18 protein-coding genes are annotated in these 20,081 nt (G+C 64.3%); 3 read left to right on the top strand and 15 right to left on the bottom strand.

Translation table 11 applies throughout. The features are described from left to right. Positions 1-21: 21 nt before the first annotated feature. The gene (locus THIX_RS22700; protein ID WP_112488007.1) at positions 22-882 is read left to right on the top strand and encodes an aminoacyl--tRNA ligase-related protein; all 861 of its coding nucleotides are present in this window, start codon (positions 22-24) and stop codon (positions 880-882) included. Next, positions 879-1,775: a diiron oxygenase gene (locus THIX_RS22695; RefSeq protein ID WP_112488006.1), complete on the top strand. Its 897-nt coding sequence runs from the start codon at positions 879-881 to the stop codon at positions 1,773-1,775. Before THIX_RS22700 ends, THIX_RS22695 begins: the two co-directional genes overlap by 4 nt. Before the next feature lie 147 nt (positions 1,776-1,922). On the opposite strand, the gene THIX_RS22690 is transcribed toward THIX_RS22695, so the two are convergent. The 15 genes from THIX_RS22690 to THIX_RS22625 form a co-directional block, all read right to left on the bottom strand. Continuing rightward, positions 1,923-2,165, bottom strand: coding sequence for a hypothetical protein (locus THIX_RS22690; protein ID WP_112488005.1), 243 nt, complete (start codon positions 2,163-2,165; stop codon positions 1,923-1,925). A gap of 1 nt (position 2,166) precedes the next feature. Then, positions 2,167-3,801 (bottom strand): P-type conjugative transfer protein TrbL, encoded by a 1,635-nt coding sequence (gene trbL / locus THIX_RS22685; protein WP_158540990.1) that lies wholly within the window; start codon positions 3,799-3,801, stop codon positions 2,167-2,169. Between the two features lie 10 nt (positions 3,802-3,811). Next, positions 3,812-4,510 (bottom strand): P-type conjugative transfer protein TrbJ, encoded by a 699-nt coding sequence (trbJ, locus tag THIX_RS22680; RefSeq protein WP_112488003.1) that lies wholly within the window; start codon positions 4,508-4,510, stop codon positions 3,812-3,814. 24 nt (positions 4,511-4,534) lie between these two features. Beyond that, positions 4,535-5,920 (bottom strand): hypothetical protein, encoded by a 1,386-nt coding sequence (locus tag THIX_RS22675; RefSeq protein ID WP_112488002.1) that lies wholly within the window; start codon positions 5,918-5,920, stop codon positions 4,535-4,537. Beyond that, positions 5,917-8,367: a transporter gene (locus tag THIX_RS22670; protein WP_112488001.1), complete on the bottom strand. Its 2,451-nt coding sequence runs from the start codon at positions 8,365-8,367 to the stop codon at positions 5,917-5,919. Before THIX_RS22670 ends, THIX_RS22675 begins: the two co-directional genes overlap by 4 nt. Continuing rightward, complete coding sequence (gene trbD, locus THIX_RS22665; protein ID WP_112488000.1) at positions 8,364-8,663, bottom strand: conjugal transfer protein TrbD; 300 nt, start codon at positions 8,661-8,663, stop codon at positions 8,364-8,366. Before trbD ends, THIX_RS22670 begins: the two co-directional genes overlap by 4 nt. Next, entirely contained in the window at positions 8,660-8,854 is a 195-nt protein-coding gene (locus tag THIX_RS22660) for a hypothetical protein (protein ID WP_112487999.1), read from the bottom strand. Before THIX_RS22660 ends, trbD begins: the two co-directional genes overlap by 4 nt. Positions 8,855-8,856: 2 nt before the next feature. Beyond that, positions 8,857-9,210: a TrbC/VirB2 family protein gene (locus THIX_RS22655; RefSeq protein WP_013123559.1), complete on the bottom strand. Its 354-nt coding sequence runs from the start codon at positions 9,208-9,210 to the stop codon at positions 8,857-8,859. 78 nt (positions 9,211-9,288) lie between these two features. Then, entirely contained in the window at positions 9,289-9,870 is a 582-nt protein-coding gene (locus THIX_RS22650) for a S26 family signal peptidase (RefSeq protein WP_112487998.1), read from the bottom strand. A 66-nt stretch (positions 9,871-9,936) separates the two neighbouring features. Further along, entirely contained in the window at positions 9,937-11,295 is a 1,359-nt protein-coding gene (locus tag THIX_RS22645) for a type II toxin-antitoxin system HipA family toxin (protein WP_112487997.1), read from the bottom strand. Beyond that, a complete protein-coding gene (locus THIX_RS22640) occupies positions 11,273-11,569 on the bottom strand; it encodes a helix-turn-helix transcriptional regulator (protein WP_112487996.1) in 297 nt (98 codons plus the stop codon). The genes THIX_RS22645 and THIX_RS22640 overlap by 23 nt, the downstream gene beginning before the upstream one ends. Before the next feature lie 40 nt (positions 11,570-11,609). Next, positions 11,610-13,541, bottom strand: coding sequence for a type IV secretory system conjugative DNA transfer family protein (locus THIX_RS22635; RefSeq protein WP_112487995.1), 1,932 nt, complete (start codon positions 13,539-13,541; stop codon positions 11,610-11,612). 141 nt (positions 13,542-13,682) lie between these two features. Then, complete coding sequence (locus THIX_RS24485) at positions 13,683-16,352, bottom strand: ArdC family protein (protein ID WP_233224687.1); 2,670 nt, start codon at positions 16,350-16,352, stop codon at positions 13,683-13,685. Beyond that, entirely contained in the window at positions 16,345-16,497 is a 153-nt protein-coding gene (locus THIX_RS23665; protein WP_158540989.1) for a hypothetical protein, read from the bottom strand. The genes THIX_RS24485 and THIX_RS23665 overlap by 8 nt, the downstream gene beginning before the upstream one ends. Positions 16,498-16,576: 79 nt before the next feature. Next, a complete protein-coding gene (locus tag THIX_RS22625) occupies positions 16,577-19,105 on the bottom strand; it encodes an LPD7 domain-containing protein (protein WP_112487994.1) in 2,529 nt (842 codons plus the stop codon). 371 nt (positions 19,106-19,476) lie between these two features. On the opposite strand from THIX_RS22625, the gene THIX_RS22620 reads away from it, so the two are divergent. Further along, the gene (locus THIX_RS22620; RefSeq protein WP_112487993.1) at positions 19,477-19,908 is read left to right on the top strand and encodes a GtrA family protein; all 432 of its coding nucleotides are present in this window, start codon (positions 19,477-19,479) and stop codon (positions 19,906-19,908) included. Positions 19,909-20,081: the final 173 nt, after the last annotated feature.

The following is a 20,081-nucleotide window of genomic DNA, read 5'->3' as shown; positions in this document are numbered from 1 at the left end:
AACAGAAGGAGCGTTTCATCCATGAAGACAACCGCAAACTGGTATCTTGTCCGCAGAGATCTCGAGGCAGCACTTGATCACCTGTTCTGCCTGCCACCCGAGAACTTCGTCGAGTACGACAGCCTGCTGAGTGTCGAGGAGTTCGATGCGCTTGGCTATGCGCGCAACTTTCCGCATCTCACCTGTCTGCTGTGTGCGCTGGACGTGGAGCATCTGCCGGCTTTCGCCGCGGGCGATCGGCGCGTCGACGTGCGCTATGGGCCGTCGCGTACCAGCATGGCACTGCTGCCAGCGACCTGCTACAAGGTCTATCTGGAGCGCAAGGGGCAGAGCCTTACCGCACCGCAGGTGGTGGGCTGCATCGCCAGGTGCTTTAGACACGAGGACAAGCCGCTCGACCGCTACCGCGGCTACAACTTCACTATGAAGGAGTTCGTCTGCCTGGGAACTGCGGCGGATGCGAAGCAGCATGTGGACCGTGGACGCGCGGTCATCGACCAGGTAATGCGCGCGCTGGAACTCGAGTTCGCCTACGAGACGGCATCAGATCCGTTCTTTGACACGTCGAGCTCGGTCGCGACAATGTCCAAGGTGCTGCCAACCAAACAGGAGGTCGTGTTCGACGGGCACGCCGTCGCTTCGCTGAACCACCACCGCAACTACTTCGGCCGCAGGTTCGGGATCTCTATCGCCGCGGAGCCGATCCACACGAGTTGCGTGGCTTTCGGGCTGGAGCGTTGGATCTCGATGCTACGCGACCGGTATGACAACGCCGAGGATGTCCGCAGGCGGCTCAACGATCTCCTGCGGTCCGACCCGCCATCGTCATTCGACCCGGTGACACCTGAGTCGATCTCAAAAGCGCAGGAGCTTCGGTCATGACCGGGCCCGTGGCCGAGCAGAAGCTGCTTGAGCGCTTGCTGCAACTCTCACGGCGCAACCAGTACGACGTGTTCACGCGCTTCGTCTGGCCGAGCGAGATTGAGCACGACCGTCCCTGGTGCGACGAGGACCTGCTGACCACGTTCGGCACACAGATCCATGAGGCGCTCGGCGAATCAGCGCTGATCTCGCTGAGCCACTGGGAGTGCATCAACTTTTTCAGTCTCAACGTCCATGGCATCAAGGGCGCACTGGCCTTTCTGATGATGGCGTTCTACGAGCCGCGCTATCGGGACATCTCGGAATACCTGCATGTCTTCGTTGCCGAAGAGAACGGGCACATGTGGTTCTTCGCGAAGTTCTGCCTGGACTATGTCGGCAAGATCTACCCTGCCGCCGCACTGCCGACTGGATCTGCAGCGAACCTGGTTGAGCGAGACCTCTTATTGTTCGCAAGCACGCTGATCTTTGAGGAATATGTCGATTTCTACAACTACAAAGTTAGCAAGAGCCCGAATGTGCCCGCCATTGTGCGCGAAATCAATCACCAGCATCACCTGGACGAGTCAAGGCACATCTCGTTCGGGCGCGAGATCGTGCAGCGGCTCTATGCACAGGTGCTTGAACAGGATGCCTCGCAGGCAACCGTCGATCGTGTGCGCAAGGCGATCGAGAAGACGTTCGTCTACTTCATCGGGCAGATGTACAACCCACGAGTGTATGCAGATGCCCAAGTGATCGCGCTGTCCGGGATGCAGAATGCCGCTGCACTGCGCAATCGACTGCGCAACGATCCCTCACGGCGGGCGTTTCACCAACTCTGGTTCAAACGCACCGCCGACTTCTTTGTCAAGCACGGTATTCTGCTGGATACGGCCTGCCTGTCAGCGTAGTCATACAACCACACGAAGCGACGCGAGGATCGGGTTACCCATCTTGTTGATTGCGACCCCGAAGGGGAAACCCGCGTCCGTGTTTTGCACCAACGCAACCCATTGGCGCGGCGAGCGCCCTGCTCAACCACGCGCCATGGGCGCGCGTTATGGCCGGTGTTTCTCGATCGCGATCGACACGGCCATCGAGGCGGCAAAGAAAACCGACCAAATGACGGTTGCTGCGGGCGGCTTGAAGTCGTGTTCCCACAGCACGGCAAACCAGACGGCATTGACGATCTGCAGCAGCAGGATCACCAGGCTTCTGCGGTCGCGTTGAATCGCTCGGGACAGAACTGCACCGATTTCATCGGACACCTGCCTGCGCAGGCGGTGCTTGTCGTCGGCCATGTCAGTGCTCCACGTGGCCGAGGCGGATCTGGATGCCGCTGCCACCACCGCCCTCGTGGCGGGCGATGTCATCTTTGGTGCCAGCCAGCTTGCCGAGGTTGTCTTTCAGCACATCGAACGGCTCTCGATCCGAGCTGCTCGCCGCCTTGCTCAGATCGGCAGACCCACTCTCGCCGGAGGGTGCGCCCAGTGCATCGACGGGGCCTTTCGGCGGTGCGCTCGGTGCGGGCGAGGGTTGCGGCGGTGCGGACGGCGCGGCGGGACGCAGAGGTGTGCTCGACGGGCCGCTGATCCCCTTGCCCTCCATCATCGCTTGAGCCGCTTGGCCCATGCGGGCGGTATTGGCCCCCGTGCTGCCCGCGCCGCCCAGCGATCCAGCAGGTGTGCCGGAGGACGGTGCGGGCGCGGAAGCACCGCCCCCTTTCCCGCCGCCGCCGATGGAACCCATCATGTCGCCTGCGGGTTTGCCCGCTGCGCCAGTGGCCTGGCCGAGGGCGGCGAGTTTTTCTGCGCCGGCAATCGCGCCGCCCGCGCCTGAGCCGCCACCCGCCCCAGCCCCGACCAGGCCTGCCATTCTGTCGAGACCTTTGGCGGCGCTGGCGTAACCTGCGGCCCCTGCCACGCCCGCTGCGGCGATGCCGCCAGCGATCGCCGCAGCGCCGCCCGCGACGTTGCCCAGGGACATATTCGGAGACCCGTTCATCAGGCTGCCCGCCAGGCCCGGCGCCTGCATGCCGATGACCCCGTAGATCAGCATGCTGACGCCGACCGTCAGCAGATCGGTGGGCGGCAGCGACTTTCCTCCGGTGTATTGCGCGATGTAGGCGAGTTCGCTGTTGATGAGGTTCTGCCCGAGGCCGATGATGGCGTAGATCATCAGCAGCTTGATGCCCACGCTGACCAGATAGCCGATGTATTTCTCGCCGAAGCTGCTGGTCAGGCTGGAGCCCGTGAAGCCCAGCATCACCAGGCCGGCGCCGCCGACCAGATAGGTCTCGATCAGCGTCATCAATAGCTGCAGGGCGACCAGGCCAAAGCCGATCAGGGCCAGCAGCGAGGTGATGGCGATGATGATGGCCAGGAACAGGTTGGTGCCGATGTTCAACAAACCGCCCGGCGCCTTGTCGTAGACCTCGTAGAGCTGATGCACCACGGAGAAGGCCATCGACATCACACCGGACGGCGATGCTGTTGCGGCGCTCGAACCGCCGATGGCCTGTCCCATGTCCATGAAGCTCGATGTGATGAGCGGCATCCATGTCGGCGCGTACTTGACGATGGTGTAGAAAAAGGCGATGGAGGCAATTTTCAGGGTGGCCCCGGCGATGAAATCGGCCAGATCGTTCTTCTTGAGTACCTGCTTGATGCCCCACCAGGACAGATCCATGGCGGCCAGCGCCGTAAAAATCTTGAAGGCATAGCCCTGTGCGGTGGTCATCCAGCCGGTGGTCGCGGCTTGAAACTGCGAGCTGATGGTGTCGAGGTAGCCCTGCCCCCCTGGGCCACCCGTCGGGGTGGGCGCCGGGGCGGCGTGGGCGGTGGCCGCCACCACAAGCAGGAGTATCAGCCCGGTGGCGGCCCATTGCACGCGGGTTGGGAAGGCACGGCGTGACGCTGCTGCGGTGACGGTTCGCATCATTGTTCCTTCAGAATGCACCGGGCCCGGTGGGGGCGGTCAGGATGGGCGTCACGCTGTTGGACTGGTTCACCTGCGTATGCGCCTGCATCGCCATGTAGTTCAGCATGGCCTGGTTGCCGGCCTGAATGTCGGATTGCAAGCCTTGCATCTGGTTGACCATCAACGCCGAAATCTGATTGCCAGCCTGCATGACGGCTTTGCGGCCGCCTGCCGACTGGCTCTGGGCCTGGATGCTGGCGAGCGCCGATTGCGTGGTCTGGAAGTTCGATGCATTCAGGCCATATTGCTTGAGCACATCGGCAATCTGGCTGTCCAGGTTTCCCGTCCATGTCTGCAGGCTGGCGTTGTAGTTGCTCAGCACTGCACTGGGTTGGCCGAATTGGGTTTGCACCGCCGATACGGTGTTCGCCGCGGCATACGACAAGCCTTTGGCATTGCCGACCAGGTTGACCAGATTCTGCAACTGGCCACTGATGTTTGGCCAGAGCTGCGCCGGGATGTTCTGCATGTTCACGGCCTGGTTGTAGACCTGCTGGAACTGCGCTTGTAGCTGCTGCGCCTGCGTGGCGTACTGCTCGACCAGGGTCAGTTCCTGCACGATCTGTTCAGGGAAGGTCGCACCAGCAATCATGCCGGTCGCATGGGCGGGCGTGCTGGCGAGGGCGGCGATCGCGGCGAGGGCGAGGGTGGACTTTTTCAGGTTCATGAGGGTTCTCCTGCGAGGTGAGGGTTACTGGCCTTGCGGCACGCCGGTTTGCGCGCCGATGTTCTGCAATGTGGTGCTGGACTGATTCGCTGCGGCGTTCTGCGCAGCGGTGTTGAGCGTGCCGCCGATGCTGGGCGACAGGGCGTTCTCTTGTGCCGCAGTCGTGTTCCCGGTGGCAATCGCCTGGTTCTGGATGTTCTGCTGGTAGTCATAAATGCCTTGCTGCTGGTCCACCTCGTTTTGCGCGATACCCGCAGCCTGCGTCCAGGTGGGATCGCCTGTGGACTGCGCCTGGGCGTTGTCGTAGCTGGCGATCTGGTTGGCGGCGTTGCGCGAATACTCTGCGCTCAGTCCGGCCAACCCGGCCTGCGCCGCGGTGACGGCGGCGTTCTGGTTCTGCTGGGCCGCTGCGCCCAAGGCGTTCTGCTGGGCGTCTGCCGCGCTGGTGTAGGACGTGTCCGCACTGACCGCAGTTGCGGACTGCCCTTGTTGCACGCCGGTCTGCGTCGTGGTCTGCGCAAGCGCCTGCTGGGTGTTCGTCGATCCTGCGGTCTGGCCCTGCGTCACGCCGGTCATGGACTGAATCTGTTGTAGCGTGCCCTTGGCGCTGTTCAGCGCGGAGGCAGCGGCGGCGACATTCAGCGCCGTGCCCAGCACCGGTGCGGCGGCGACGTTCGCGGCATAGGCGCCGTTGGCGATGTTCTGTTCGACGGCATTGGCCGCCATCCAGCCCGCAGCGCACCAGGGATTGCCGCAGGACGCGGCATTCTGCGCGTCCTGGTAAGCCGTCTTGTTCGCGGTGAAGCCGGTGACGGAGAGTCCGTTCATCGCCGCCTGCGTCGCGGCCCCGGCGATCAGGTATTCGCCGGTGTGGTTCGTCACCGTGGGCTGGCCCTGCGGAACTCCGGTGCTCTGCGCGATGCTGGTGGTGGACTGCGCAGCGCCGGACGATGCTGCCGACTGCGCAGCGTCGCTGTTGGACTGCGCAACGGCAGGCGCTGCGGAGACTTCGGCGTTGTACGACGCGCCTTGCGACGTGGCGCTTTGCTGCTGCACCGGAATCTGGGCGTCCGCCTGGGTCTGGTTGCCGGTCGCGACCGACTGCGCCTGGTCGGCGGCCTGCTGCCAGGCGTCGCTGTAGCCGATGCCGTCGTATCCGCTCCCCGCATTGGACGCATCCTGACTTGAGATGTCCTGCGCGGTGTTGGCCGCAGCCTGGTACGCCTGTTGGTTGTAGTAGGACATGCCGCCGTTGTAGGCGCTGGTCGAGTTCTGGTTCGCGGACGCGCTCAGGCTCTGCTGCGCTGTCGGATCGGGGGTCGGCGCAGGCGCCGGATAGGTCTGCGCAGACGCCAGCAATGGCGAAGCCGCCAGGGCGGCGGCGAGGACGGGATACAAGCGCTTGTTCATGTGTAAGACTCCCAAAGTTGTGCGGCCTCTGACTGGCCGCGTTCGCGCAACCACTGGGCGGGCCACGCATTGCCAAGGGTGTCGCGCAGTTCACGGATGCGCGCGATGTCGGTTTTGCCGCTGGCCCCGACGAAGGCCAGTTCGGGGCCGGTCAGGCCGAGGTCGAACAGGCGGCGCCCGTCCGGGTGCATGACGTAGTACTGGCGCTTCGGGGTGGCAAAGGCCAGAATCTGGATTTGCCGGGCGTTGAGACCGACGGCCTCATACAGCGGTTTGATGTTCTCGGTCTCGGCCTCGGGGTTGGGCAGAAAGATCTTGGTCGGGCAGGACTCGAAGATCACGTCGGCAATGCCCGAGCGCGTCAGGTCGGTCAGCGACTGGGTGGCGAACACGACTGCCGTGTTGGCCTTGCGCAAGACTTTGAGCCATTCCCGGATCTTGGCCTTGAAGGCGGGATGGCTGAGCATGATCCAGGCTTCATCAAGGATCAGCAGCGTGGGCTGGCCTTTGAAGCGCTGCTCGATGCGGTGGAACAGATAGGTCAGCACCGGCAGCACGAGCTTGTCGCCCTTGTTCATCAGATGCTCCATCTCGAAGACCTGAAACACATCCTGCCCCAGGCTGTCGGTTTCGGCATCGAGCAGGTGGCCGGCCATGCCGCGCAGGGTGTAGGCCTGCAGGGCTTCACGCAGGCTCTGATCCTGCAGCAGTACCAGAAAGTTGGTCAGGGTGCGCTGCGCCATGCGGTCGGTTGAAGCGCCGAGCTGGGTGATCGCGCGGAACAGCTCCTGGCGGTGGTGAGGCAGCATCTTGACGCCCTGCAGCTCGCAGAGTTGTTCCAGCCATTCGGCGGCCCACACGCGCTCGTTCGGTTCATCCACCCGGCCAAGGGGGCAGAACGCCAGGTCGCCCTGCTCGCCCGCGATGTCGTAGTGCTCGCCGCCTGCCGCCCAGCACAGCGGCAGCATGGAATAGCCCTTGTCGAAGGCGAAGACCTGCGCACCGGGATAACGGAACTGCTGCGCCGCCACGAGAGCGAGCAGCGTGCTCTTCCCGGCGCCGGTCGGGCCGAGGATGGCGGTGTGACCCAGATCGCCCGCGTGCAGGCTGAGGGTGAAGGGCGTGCCGCCGTCGGTCTTGGCCTGCAGCAGCGGCGGGCTGTTCGGCGGGTAGAACGGGCAGGGGTTGTGCTCTGGCCCGGCCCAGACGGCGGTCAGCGGCAGCAGGTGGGCCAGGTTGAGCGTATGGAGGATGGGGCGACGCACATTGGCGGCGGTGTTGCCGGGCAGCGTGCCGAGATAGGCCTCGACCGCGTTCACGTCCTCCACACGGGCGCCGAAGCCGCGGTTCTCGATGAGCTTGACCATCTCCCGGGTGGATTCGTCCAGGATTTCCGGGTCTTCGTGCGAGAGCAGCAGGACGCTGGCGTAGTAGCCGAACAGCACCATGCCGCTGGAGGCCTCGGCCAGCGCCTGCACGGCGTCGTTCGCCATACGGTCCGCGTCGGCGTTGATGTGAGTAGCCTGGCCGCCGGCGTTCTCGCGCAGCAGGTTCATCATGCTCTTGCGCTTTTGCGCCCACTTGCTGCGGTATTTGTTCAGCGTCTTCTCGGCCTGCCCCGGATCGAGGTAGATGAAGCGGCTGCTCCAGCGGTAGGACACGGGCAGCCTTGAGAGCATGTCCAGGATTCCGGGGAAGCTCTCCGGCGGCAGGCCGGTCAGGGCGATGCAGGACATGCTGCGGCGGCCGATGCGGGGGATGAAGCCGGTGGTGAAGTCGTGCTGGCCGAGCACGGCGTCCAGATACATGGGCACTTGTGCCATACGGAAGGGGCGATGATCCGGCAACAGGCTGACGCACTGTTCCAGGTGCGCGAGAAGGGGGCTGTCGATGGCGCCGGTACGCAGGTCGATGCGGTCTTTGAGACGGTGGATGGTCAGCAGGGTGGAGAGGCGGGATTCCATCTCCCGGATTTGTTCCTTGAAGCGCTCCAGATTGCGGTGGGCCGTGGCCTTGACCCGGCCCTCGACGAACAGATCGGCCGTTTTGCTCGCGGCATCGGGCATGGGGAACCAGGTGACGGTGAGGATGAAGCGACTGCGGTAGCCCACGAAGCTGTGCTCGTGGCTGTTGCGGCGGGCGTCGTCGATCAGCCGGGTGGTGCGGTCGGGGAATGCGCCGGGCGGGGCGTAGCCCGGCGCGGGCGCGCGCACGGCGTCGCAATGCAGCACCCAGCCGTCCCCCAGTCTCAGGGCCGCGTTGACCCGGGCGGACATGGCGCCGAGTTCTTCCTGTGTGGAAGAGTCCAGATCGGGGCCGTGATATTCCCAGGCCGCCATCAGGCCACCGCTCTTGGTCAGCACGATGCCGTTGTCCACCAGCGCCGCCCAGGGCAGCAGGTCGGGCAGGCCGTAGGCGGCCGAGCGGAACTCCTTGAGCGCCATCATGACCGCACCTCCCGATCCTTGGCGAAGGGGCTGGCCTGCGCGGGGTAGTGGCGGCGGTACTTCAGCAGCCTGCCGCCGGTTTTTGACAGGATGGGGTCGTAGGCTGCGGCACGGGACAGCGCCCATTGGCCGACCATCCACAGCGTGACGCCGATGACGGCGGCCCAGAGCTTGGCCAGCGAGAAGATGAAAATGCCGGCCACGATGGCGAGCAGCAGCACCAGTTGGCGTTCGCCGCCCATCATCAGGATGGGCCGGTTGAGCGAATCATGGATCGGGGTTTTGGTGTCGTTCATTGCGGAACTCCGGTCACGCGGTCAGTGAATTCGGTGAGGTCGGCCGTATGGCGCAGCGCCGCCACAATCTGCGGCAGCTCCCAGCCCTGCTCGACCAGGGCCTGCACGACGGCGATCAGGACTTCGGGCAGCGCGGGGCGGGGAGTCGCCTCCCCGCCTTGCCCGGCCTGTGAGAGGGCGGGATGCATCATGTTCAGAACACCAGGGCGCCGGTCAGTCCGAGCACCTGGAGGAATTTGTTGCCCAGAACGATGAACGCCACGCCGAGCACCACATACAGCGCTTTCTTGGCGATGCCGCCGAGTTCTTCGCCGAACACCAGGGCGGCGCCCGCAGCCAGAAAGGCGATGACGCTGATGGCCGTGGCCACCGGGCCGGTCAGGTCGTTCTGCAGGGTACTGACCGCACTGTCCCACGGCAGGCCGCCGGCGCCGGTGGCGAAAGCGTCGGCCATGGTGGCGGCGAATACGGCGGAGGCCAGAACCAGGCGGCGCACGACGGCGGCGCGCAGGCGGTGATGGATGGAAAGCAGTTTGAGACGTTTCATGAGGAGACCTTTCAGGTTGGGAAGGGGGCGCCAGACGTTGGCGCCCTGCCCTGACTCTGCGGGGCGGGGACAACTGCATCAGCGGGTGATGCGGCGAATGTCATTTCGGGTGATCGGCCCCCAGTAGCGGCTGTCGAAGCTCTGGGCGGCCAGCGCGGGGCGCGCGCCGCTGCCATACACCCAGAACTGATCGGGGCCTAGGGTGAATGTGCCGTGCTGGTACGGGAGATGGACCCGTGGAAAACTCGGGGAGCCGGGAAGCTGGCCGCTGTGGGCAAGCGCCTTGCCGTTGACGGTCACGGCTTGCGGGGTGACGGTGATGCGGTCGCCGGGCAGACCGACAATCTGTTTGAACATCGGCATGCCGCCGCCTGGACAGTCGCCTTTCATGTAGAAGGGGAAAGCCTGCGGCGTGATGGTTGGCGGCGGGCAGAACTCGGCGCGTTCGCTCCGGATGATGCGGGAATCTGCAGTGACGGGCAGCAGGCGGTATAGGCCGAGCGGCTCGCTTTCCGTCCAGTTGACCCGCCAGCCGCACCACCACAGGACGTTGATGGCCAGGGCGGTCGCGGCCAGCGCCGCGATGGGAATGAGCAGGCGATTCCAGCGCGGCTTCCGCTGAAGGGCGAGCGCTTGTTCGATGGCGTAGGGGATGCTCATTCAGGGCTCCTGCCGCGCGGAGGTGCGCGGTGATTGCCCTGACTCTGCGGGGTGGGGCCGGGAAGCTCAGCGGTTCAGGTCGCGGCGCGTGCTCCTTCGGCGGTGGGCGGGTTGCGCCTTCGTACCACTGTCATCGGCGGGGGCGTCTGGGCTTGCTCTCTCGATTGGAGAGAGGGACTGCGCCGTCCTGGACACGATGGGCGCGTAGCCCACTCTTCCGGCATCCCACTCCCGGTGAATGAGGTCCCGCATGGGGCTGGACAGCAGCTCGCCGTGCTCTTGAAGCGCCCGCGTCATGCCTTCGGCGATGCGTTCGATGACTTCACCAGGGCGATTGACGTTGCAGATCACCCGCCCGAAGTCCATCAGTTCCTCGCGGGAGGGGTAGGACTTCGACCCTGCGAGTTTGAGCGCCAGGGTGCGGTCGGTCAGTTCTCTTCCAGTGCGGGTGTCGGCATAGCTGTAGGCCGTGGTCGTCACCACGTCGTAGACGGGCGCAAGCCGGGGCGGCTGCATGGCGTGCGGATGGTCGTACAGCACGCCGAAGTTCTTGAGGTGCGCATCGCCGTTGCGCACCATCATGGACAGGGCCAAGCTCGCGAACAGTCGGCCCAGGGACTGGGGCGTCTCGGCGCCGCAATACAGATGCAGCGCGCGGGCGATGTTCTCGTAGCTGCCCTCATACTTATAGCGGCCATAGGGGTCGGCTGGCTTGCCCATGAGCACGGCCATGTCCTCAAAACCCAGTCGGCTGCCCTCTGGTGTGATGTCAAAGCGCTTCATGACAAAGAGCTGGCGATCATTGGACAACCAGAATTCGGGCGTTTGCAGCCCGGCATGACGCGCGGCGCTCATGCAGAGAAATTCATTGACGGCCAGATCGGGATATTGCGCGCCGCCTGACTTGACGATCAGATCGGCCACGCTGGCGGTCGTCCGGTCGGCCGGGGGCGGCAGCCTGTCGGCATCGGGGGCCATGATCTTGGGCTGGACACCGGAAATCCCTGAATCGATGTATTGATCGACCAGAAAGGCGAAGACCTCGGCGGACGATCCGGCGGACAGAATCTCGCGCAGCCCGATCCGGGCCTGGCGCCTGATATCAGTCTGTCCGGGCTCTTTGAAATTCAGCCTGCCGATCTGGTGCTCACCGGTGATGGCCAGCAAGCGCATGTCGTCCATCGGGCCGAGCCTGGCCATGCGGCGCACGAGTTCCTGCGCCAGCCAGCCCTCGGGCCGGTTCATCGTGAAAATGGGCGGCAACACGTTCCCGGCATAGCTCTGCGCACGCAGCGGCATGGTCAGAGAAATCTCGCAGGAGGGGTCAACGCCGCGGCCGTAGTTGAAGACGTACTGCGACTCGCGGCGCAGTGGCCCCGCCATCCCCTGTGGGGTGGAGACTTCAAGTTCCTTGATCTTCATCATCGGGGAACAGCTCCTGCAGCCGAGCCGGGTCGAGCCGGGCATCCTGGATCAGCAACCCCTTGCCCAGGGCGGCCAGCGCGGCGAACAGCGTATAGAGGCTGACGTTGCGCCCAGCCTCCAGGGCGACGATGGTCTGGCGCTTTCTGCCGATGGTTTGCGCAAGCGCCGCCTGGCTCAGGCCGCGCGCCTTGCGCTCTGCGCGCAGGGCGTGCCCAAGCTCCTGGGCGTTGAGCGCAGGAAGCATAGGGTCTTTGATGTCCTTCATCTTGGACATGATGCTGTATTTCTTTTATTTTGTCCATTTTATTGGACTTTCATTGCCTGCCCGTGCTCGCCGCTGCCCCGAGCTTGATGCGCTCAGCCAGCGCCGCGTCCTGGTAATACTTGATCTTCTGGCAGTAGACGGGGGCATGCCCTGCGACGAAGACCAGTTCATCGTCGGGCGGCAGGCGCATGCACTCGTCGGGGGTGAGCAGCGGGCGCTGCACGATCTGCTCGTTGGTGTTGACGTTCTGCAGCACCACGGCCAGCCGGTTGCCGCTGTATTGCCGCTGGGTGTGACTGACAGTAGCCTGACCGGCCATCTTGGAGAGCAGCTCGGCCGTCTCGATCTTGTTCGGGGCGTAGGCCACGCGGATGTGGCAGTTGCTGATGATGGACTCATCCTTGCCGTAGGCGGCAAAGAGCTGGCTCAAGTCCTGCACGATGAGCAGCGCCTTGAGGCCGTAGCCCGCGATGAAGGCCAGCGCCTCCTGGAAGATGTCGAGTTTGCCCAGGCTGGGGAATTCGTCGAGCAGCAGCAGGAGTTTGTGCGGGTAGCGGCTCTTGCTCGCCCCGCCGACGTCGAAGTCCATGCCTTCGGTCAGCCGCCGCACCACCTGATTGATGACCAGACGCAGCAGGGGCTTGAGGCGGTCCTTGTCGCTGGGGGGCACCACAAGATACAGCGCCGTCTTCCTGGTTTCGGGCTTGCCGTCCACGTCGGCGCCGCCCATGATGCTTTCCAGGGTGAAGTCGGAGACGCGGGTGTTGTCGGCGACGATGGGATCGCGGTAGAGCGAGAGAAAGGACAGCGCGGTGGACAGCACGCCCGAGGCTTCGTTCGGCGCCTTGTTCAGAAAGGACTGGCTGGCCTGCGCCACGGCGGCCCAGCCGGTGCGGGCGTGCGTGTCGGCGCTCTGCGCGCCTTTTTCCAGGGCGACATCGCGGATATAGGTCATCACGGCCTGCGAGCCTTCCATCGGCTCAGCGTCTTCGGCCTGGTTGCGCTCGGCTGCTTCTTTGGCGATCTCGCGGATCGGGCCGCCGTCAGAGAGGATGGCCTGCACGGTGTGCAGGCAGCGCAAGCGGGCGTCCGGGCCTTTGCCGTCCCAATAGAGCAGGACGAACAGCACCACCCCGGTCATGAGATCGAAGCCGGTCTTGGCCCAGTGGTCGTTCAGGCCCTTGCCGTCGGGATCGACGATCATGGTGGCGATGTTCTGCACGTCCTTGACCAGATTGCCGTCCATGCGGATTTCCTGCAAGGGGTTGAAGCGGGCGGAATCGGGGGATGTCGGGTCGAACTTGATGGCGCGATGGCCCAGCACCTTCTCGCGAAAGCCGCTGGTCAGTGCCCAGTTCTCGCCCTTGATGTCATGTACCAGGACGGACTGATCCCAGTTCAGCAAGGTGGGGATGACGATGCCCACGCCCTTGCCGGAGCGGGTGGGCGCGAACACCATCATGTGTTCCGGCCCTTTGTGCCGCAGGTAGCGCACCTGCTGGCCGTCGGTCCAGGCGCCAAACAGCACCCCGCCCTTGTTCTTGTCGTCGGGCAGGATGCCGGCGGCGGCGACTTCCGGGGCGGCGGCCCAGTGGGCCGAGCCATGCAGGTCATTGCGTTCGGCGTCAGCTTTGCGCGAACGTCGGTAGGCGATGCCCACGGGCAGCACCAGGGAGAGGAAACCGCCGACGCCCATGATGAGGTGGGCGCGTTCCAGGATGTCTAGCACGGACTGGCCGTATTCGATGCGGTTGTATTTGAAGGTCCAGATCAGGATGTCATAGGGGGCGTAGAGCCACGGCGGGATCATGGGCGCGCCCAGCGCCGGGGTGAAACCGAAACCCCAGGCGGCGTATTCGGTGGCGGCCCAGGTGGACAGCAGCACGATGATGATGAACAGGCCCAGACCCGTCCAGACGAAGCGGGTGATGTCTTTCTGCGCCTTGGGGATGTGGTAGATGGCTTCGGATGCGTTGCTCATGGTCGTGCTGCCTCGAAAAGTTGGGGGCGGCCCGTGACGTGGGCCAGGCGGCGCGCGCCCCGGCAAGGATCGCCAACAGGGGGAAGGAATCCGGTCGCGCGCTGCGGCTGTTTTGCGCCACCTGCCGCTGGGCTGCTGGGTTCAGCGTTCCATCGCCGCGGCCTTGCGGTGGGTCTGGCGCAGACGAGGGCGAGCCGGGCGTTCAGGTTTGTCAGCCTCGGGCGGTTCGGCCAGTTTCTCGGCGGATCGATCAGACGCTCCGGACTTGTCCTTGCCTGTCCCCTGCTCAGCCTGCGTCATCGCCTGGTACTCAGAGGCCTTGCGGTCTTCCTTGGCGAGAACCTTGCGGTTTTCTTCGGTGATGATGGCCGTGGCGAGCTTGTCGGCCTCGTGCGGCTTGGCGAAGCCGTGGAATTCAAGCGCCTTGGGCAGGTTTTTGTCGCTGAAATCGCTCAGCAACACATCGTCCAGGATGCGGCGGGCATCCTTCTCATTGCCGCCGCCGCTCACGAAGGTCTGGACGGCCTTTTCGTAGGCGCTGGGCTGCTCAGCATGCCCGCCGACGATGAACGGGCCAACCCGCGCGCCGGGTTGCGCTTTCACCTCGATCTGCGCAAGCATCTCGGCCTGGCGTTCAGCGGAGACGCCCTTCTCAGTCCAAGTCGCCTTCAGCTCTGCTGCCGGGTCTGGCTCACCCTTGCCACGAATGGCGGTGATGCCCAGATCGGCATGCTCTGATCGCAGTCGCTGTTTTGCCGCTTGATCGAGTTCCGCAACAGCCTGCGTTGGTGAGAGACCGGCCTTCACGGGAACGGGGATGTCATCCCATCCATGCTGGATGACAAACCCGGCGGCCCATCTTTTGGCGGTCATGATTTTCTCGACAGTTCCCTGGCCGCGCGTGAACTCGCCGCCCTTGTTCCTGTCCTTGTCCAGCAGGAAGGTCTTTTCATAAGACCCATGAGGGGTGGATTTCCAGCCGTTGGCTTCCAAGGCGTCATGCAGGGTCGGCGGTTTTCCAGTGGGTTTGCCTGCCTCTGGATTCAGCCCGCCGTCCACGCTCGGGCCGATGTCTTTTTGCGGCACCAGGAAAGAATAGGTTGCCATCTCGGTGAGCAAGCCTTCATGCCGGCCCATGAAGGGATCGGACATGGACACCGGATAACCGACGCCCTGTTTTTCGACCCAATCCTTGGCGCAGGCGGCTTCGCTCTCGCCCAGCCCGCTTTCGTCGCGGTTGACCAGGGCGCTGCCCCAATGCGCGGGCGCGTCAATCTCGACAGCTTTGAGATTGTCTTGCTCCGGCGCGCGTTCTGCCGTGACAAACGACCGGGCGCCGAGCACGCGGCCCACAGCCGCTTCCGGGATGCCGACATACCGGGCGTAGTCATACCCTTGCGGATCGATATGCAGGGTCTGGCGGTCCTTTGCCGTCACCTCGACGACCAGGCGCGTGTCGCCGTTCTCCACGCCACCCTTGCCCGCAAGCCACGGTTGCGGCTCGAAAAAATTGCGCGTGAACTGGTCATATTCGGCGACCGACAGATTCTGCGCGTCGGTCACGCGGATTTTGTTTGCGTCGCGGTCACCGCCCTCCTCGCAAATGTGCTCGACATTCTCGACCTTGCGCCAGAACACCGACCGCGCATCGCGAGGAATTGCCTCGGGCAGTGGTGCAGAGTCAGCCGCCCGCGCCGCCACCTCGACTGAGGCCTGGCGTTCCTGCGTGACCTGCAGGGACTGCTCTTTGGCGAGCACGTAGTCCACCGCCTTGCCCGCTTCCGCGGCAGCCCGGAAGATTTCGTTCTTGTCGTTCTTGAGCACCTTGGCCCAATCTTGGACGTAGGCGGCGTGGCGTTCGGCGTCATGCGGAATGCCGGTCTGGGCGGCGGCGAATAGGCTGAACATCTCGGCGCGCAGTTCCTCTTTGGCATAGCCCTCCGAGCCGAAGCGATGACCGCCGGTGATGCCTTCGCGGTTCAGACGGTGTGCTGCGCCGGTGGCATGGCCGATCTCATGCAGCAAGGTGCCGTAGTAGCGCGCTGCGCCCTCCTCGTTGCCCAGCTCGGAATTGAAGGCGCCACGCGGGGGGAGTACCACCTGGTCGCGCTTGGGCGAATAGAAGGCGTGTTCGGGATGCTCGCCGTAGCTGAGTCCATCGCGCGCCATGGCGGCCTTGAGAGATTCGCCCCGCGCCACCGGATCGAAGTTCGGCGCAGGGGCCAGAGGCTCGATCTTCAGCCCCTCGCATTGCGCGACGTTGAACACGGTGTGGACGCGAGAAGTCCAGGTGTCGAGCTCGCGCGCCTTGTCCCAGCTCAGATGTTGGGGGCCTTGTTCGGTGTGGCGCTGCACGCGCAGATCGGTGGTCTTGACGCGCAGGGTGGCGTCCTTGTCGGTCGGCATGCCGACCTCCGCACTGCCATTCTTTTCGCCGAACACCTTCACACGCATGCCGTTGAGCGTCACGCTGATGTCCTTGCGCTGATAGAAGGGCTGCTCTTTCCACAGTTCTACGGGTAGGCCGTGTTCGCCCTTCTTGACGCGTCCGCCCAGGGCGTTGACCTGCTTGACGGTGCCGTAGCGCGGATCGGTGTAGCCGCGGTCGGCCTGCTCCAGCATCAGCATGAGGCGGTTGCCGCCGCGGTACTCCCTGCCGGTTTCCATATTGCGCGGCAAGCCGCTTCGAAGCGCGGCCCAGGGCTTGTTCCAAGGAATCTGGCCCTGCTCCAGCGTCTGGACGAGTTTGTCGGTGAGTTCCTGGCGCAGGTCGCGCGGCGGTTTGGCTTGGTCGGGTTTGGTCTCAGCCATGATCGGCCTCCAAGTCCGTGTCGTCTTCGATGTCGGCGCCGAGCGCTTCGGCGGTGGCTCGATCGGGGACGGAGAGGGACTCGAATTCAGCCGTGTCGCCTTCAGGGGCGACTGCTGGGGTTTCGGGGGTTTGCGGGGTTTGCATGACGGACTCCTGTGATGGATCGGACAGGGCGTCGAAGCGAGACGCCCTGTCCTGACTCTGCGGCGTGGGGACAGGAGGCTCAGCCGCCTAGGCCCATGTCGCGACTGGGTTGCCGGGGGCGTGGTCTGACGGGTGGGCGCTGCGGCGCTTCGACCTCGCGTTCTTCGGCGCGCTCGTGGGCGGCGATCTCGCGTTCGACGATCTTTTCTTGAGCCTTATCTTCGGTGCGCTCCTGCTTTTGTTCCTGCGCTTCGCGTTTTTTCAGCTCCTCGTCAATGTTGCGGGTGCGCAGTTGCTGTTGGAGTTGTTCGCGCTCGGTTTCGATCTTGGCCCACATGCGCTCGGTCACCTGCTGGCCCAGCGGGGTGAGGCGATCCTTGTCGTCGATCAGGCGGGTCTGTTCATCGTGACCCTGCAACTGGATGCGTTGATCCGGCGTCAGGGGCTGGTAGCGCGAAGCGCGGTCGAGGGCGTCGAAGCCTTGGGTGTCGAGCTTGGCGAGCAGGGCCTCGGCCTGCAGGGCTTGTGCGTCCACGGGGTAGGTTCGGCCATCGCCGATCCGATCGGGGCGGGCGGACTCGATGGCGCCCTGCCCACGCGCCGGGGCGGTGAGCCGGGTGTCGGCGCCCAGTTCTTCGCTCTGCAGGGTTTGCAGGCGGCCAAGCTGCCAGGTCTGCTGCAGTTCCGGGTTCTGCACTTTGAGGCCCATGCGCCCGGCGATTTCGGCGGCGCGCTCTTGGAATTCGCGGCTGCCAGTGAGCTGCAGGCCTTTGTCCATGTCGTACTTCTGCTCGGCCAGGCGTAGCGCCGCCTCGATTTCGCGGTCATCGACGTGGTAGAGATCGACGCGCTCGCCGCGGTCGGTCATGACCTTCTCACCGTCGCGGGCGTAGTGCACAGCTTTGGGTGGGCCGTCCTCGATGTCGTGAGTCAGACCGTCGAGCACTTCGGGCTCGACGGCGGCGATGCGGCGGCCGCGGATGCTTTCCTGCGCGGGGTCGCGGGCTTTTTCTTGTTCGAGCAGGCGGGAGGCGATGGGGTCGTGCTCGGCGCGTGGTTCCAGAAACTCGCGCAGGGTCGGCGGCAGCGGCAGACTGCTGGTCAAGGTTTTGCGTTCCGCGGCCTGGGTTTTTTGCAGATGCTCGATCTGCTTGGCGGCTTCAAACGCATGCACATCGAGGTCGCCGCCGCTCTTGAGGGTTTCGGCGCGCTGCTGGGCGAGGATGGAGAACAGAGACTCCCGCGCGGCTTGCTGCTGGGCGTTCAAGTCCTGCCAGTCCTTGGCGCGCTGTTCGCGGGCGGGCTGGGCGGATTCGCGCCAGGCATTCAGCAAGGCGGCTTCTACTTTTTGTGCTTCGCTGACCTCCGTCTCCTGTTGCTCTGGTTGTGGCTTCGACTCCTGTTCGGACTCGACTTGCTCCAGGGCGGCGTTGAGGTCGGCGAACTCCGCTCGCTGCAGGCTCTCAGCTTGCTGGACGCGGACGGGTTCATCGGAGGGGATGTGCGGCTTCGGTTCGGTATCAGCTTGTGGTTCCATCGGTTTCTCCTGCTTGAGGTGGGAAGTGGGGGACAAGGGTCGGCGCCTTTGCCCGGTGGGCAGCGCAAGGCCGGGATGGCTGCGCTGGAAAATCCACGGCGGGACGGCACGATCCAGGGTGTTGCGGATCGCGTCCGACCCGCTTACGCGGAGTTGGTCGCGGGCGTCGTAGCCGGGGGGCGTGACGCCGTTCTGTTTGGCGGGTAGGGCGATGGCGGTGCGTGCGCCGCCGAGGATGCGGGCGGCTTTGAGGGCGTTGATCTGCCCTTTGTGCGCAGCCCGTTCGCCGTCGTTGTCGGCATAGAGGGTCACGCAGCCTTGCACCTGATCGTGCAAGGCTCTAGCCACTTCGGTCAGGTTCTGCGCCGAGAGCGCGGCGATGACGGGCAGACCCGTGGCTTGATGAATGGCCAGCGCGGTGCCGATGCCCTCGCACATCACGACATGGGGGGCGGTTTTGGCGGTCTCGAAGGCGCGCAGCGGCGCTTCGGCGTCCTGGCCCTCGATGGGGATGACGGCAAAAGCGCCCTGTGTCGGCGTGCCAACGACGAAGCGCTTGTCGGCAGACTGGCCCGGCGCCGCCCAGGCGATACGCTGCATGCCAACCCACTCGGGCTCGCCGTCGCTAAGCTTGAGCATGGGCACGAGCAACTGCGCGCTGTGCTGCCGCAGCCCGGCTGTGGGCAGTGCGGGGTTTTGGAGGTAGGGAAAGTGGGTCGGCGGATGGCCGGCTTCCCAGCGCGCCAGACTGTCGGTGATGGCGGCCTTTTGGCGCTCGGCCCGTTGCTGCAGCCAGGCAGCGCGATCTGCTTCGGCCTTTTGTTGTTCTTCAGGCGTGTGTTCGCGCGCCAGTTCCGGGCGAAAGGCGATGGGTTTGCCCTCGGCCTTGAAGTTGGTCACCCAGCCGGTGCCGTCCTCCCGCAGCAGGTAGGCGGCATCGTTCCTGCCATTGGGGCAGTCACCGACATCGGCGCGGTGGATGCGGCCATCGACCTGCAGACGCTGCGGGTCGATGTGCACATCGTGCAGACGGGCGAAATCGAGAAAAGGGGTGAGCTGCGTCGTGTCCATGCCCTGACTCTGCAGGGTGGGGACAGGTGGTGCATAGTCTGATCAAACCCGCCATCGATTCCAATCGAAAGCCATCACCGGCGGCGGCGCGTCGATCGGACGACGCGCCGTACTGGCGTTAGGGGTCGAGCCTCGTCCTTGGGAGACAGCTCCTCGGCCGAAGCGGGCACTGGCTGCAACCCGCGCCGACAGCAGCAATGCGCCAGGCAGCGGTCGCCGCGATCAACGGCCCCCTGGCCTGTGCGGCTGCCATCCTGGCCTGTCAACCCAACCGGCTTCCGCTGAACCCGGGGCGGTTCAAACCGAGACAAGCGGGGCGCCGCGGATATGAGCGGCCGAGCGCATCGGACCGTGCGGTGTAAGCTATCCGCATGAAGATTTCGACTGTGTCACTGCTCGCCGTTGGTGGCCGTTTCGTTCGCTTCGCGGTTGTCGGAGCGTCTGGCACAGCGATCCAATACATTGTCCTGGGCTTGGGTGTTGAGTGGGTGCATTGGTCTCCAGTCGATGCCTCTGCTGCAGGATATATCCTGGGTTCAATTTCAAACTATGGACTGAACCATGCATTCACATTTCGAAGTGCGAGACGTCATAGCTCCGCAGCACCGCGTTACTTCATGGTCTTGGGAATCGGTTGGTTAATAAATACGGGATCAATGGCGATTTTAGTCAACGCAGTCCATGTAAATTATTGGATCGCTCAGATTTTCGTAACAAGCTTCGGATTAATCTGGAATTTTCTTGGCAGTCACTTTTGGGCGTTCCGGGAGGTGGCAAATCCCGCTGCGGAAATAATCGACTGAGGCCGTCGCTACCTTCGCCGACTGTGCATTACCTAGGGCTCGATGGCCGAGGGACAAAGGTCGCGTGGAGCACAGGACCGCTTGAGTTCATGGTGCTCCTCCTTTCGATGATCGGAGCCGAATGCCTCGGTCACCAACATAGTGATTGCCATTCTTCCGAAGCCGCGCAGCCC

The organism is Thiomonas sp. X19 (assembly GCF_900089495.1).
GTDB lineage: Bacteria > Pseudomonadota > Gammaproteobacteria > Burkholderiales > Burkholderiaceae_C > Thiomonas_A.
Note: the sequence above shows the minus strand (reverse complement) of the source record. Positions and strands in the feature narration are given on the sequence as shown.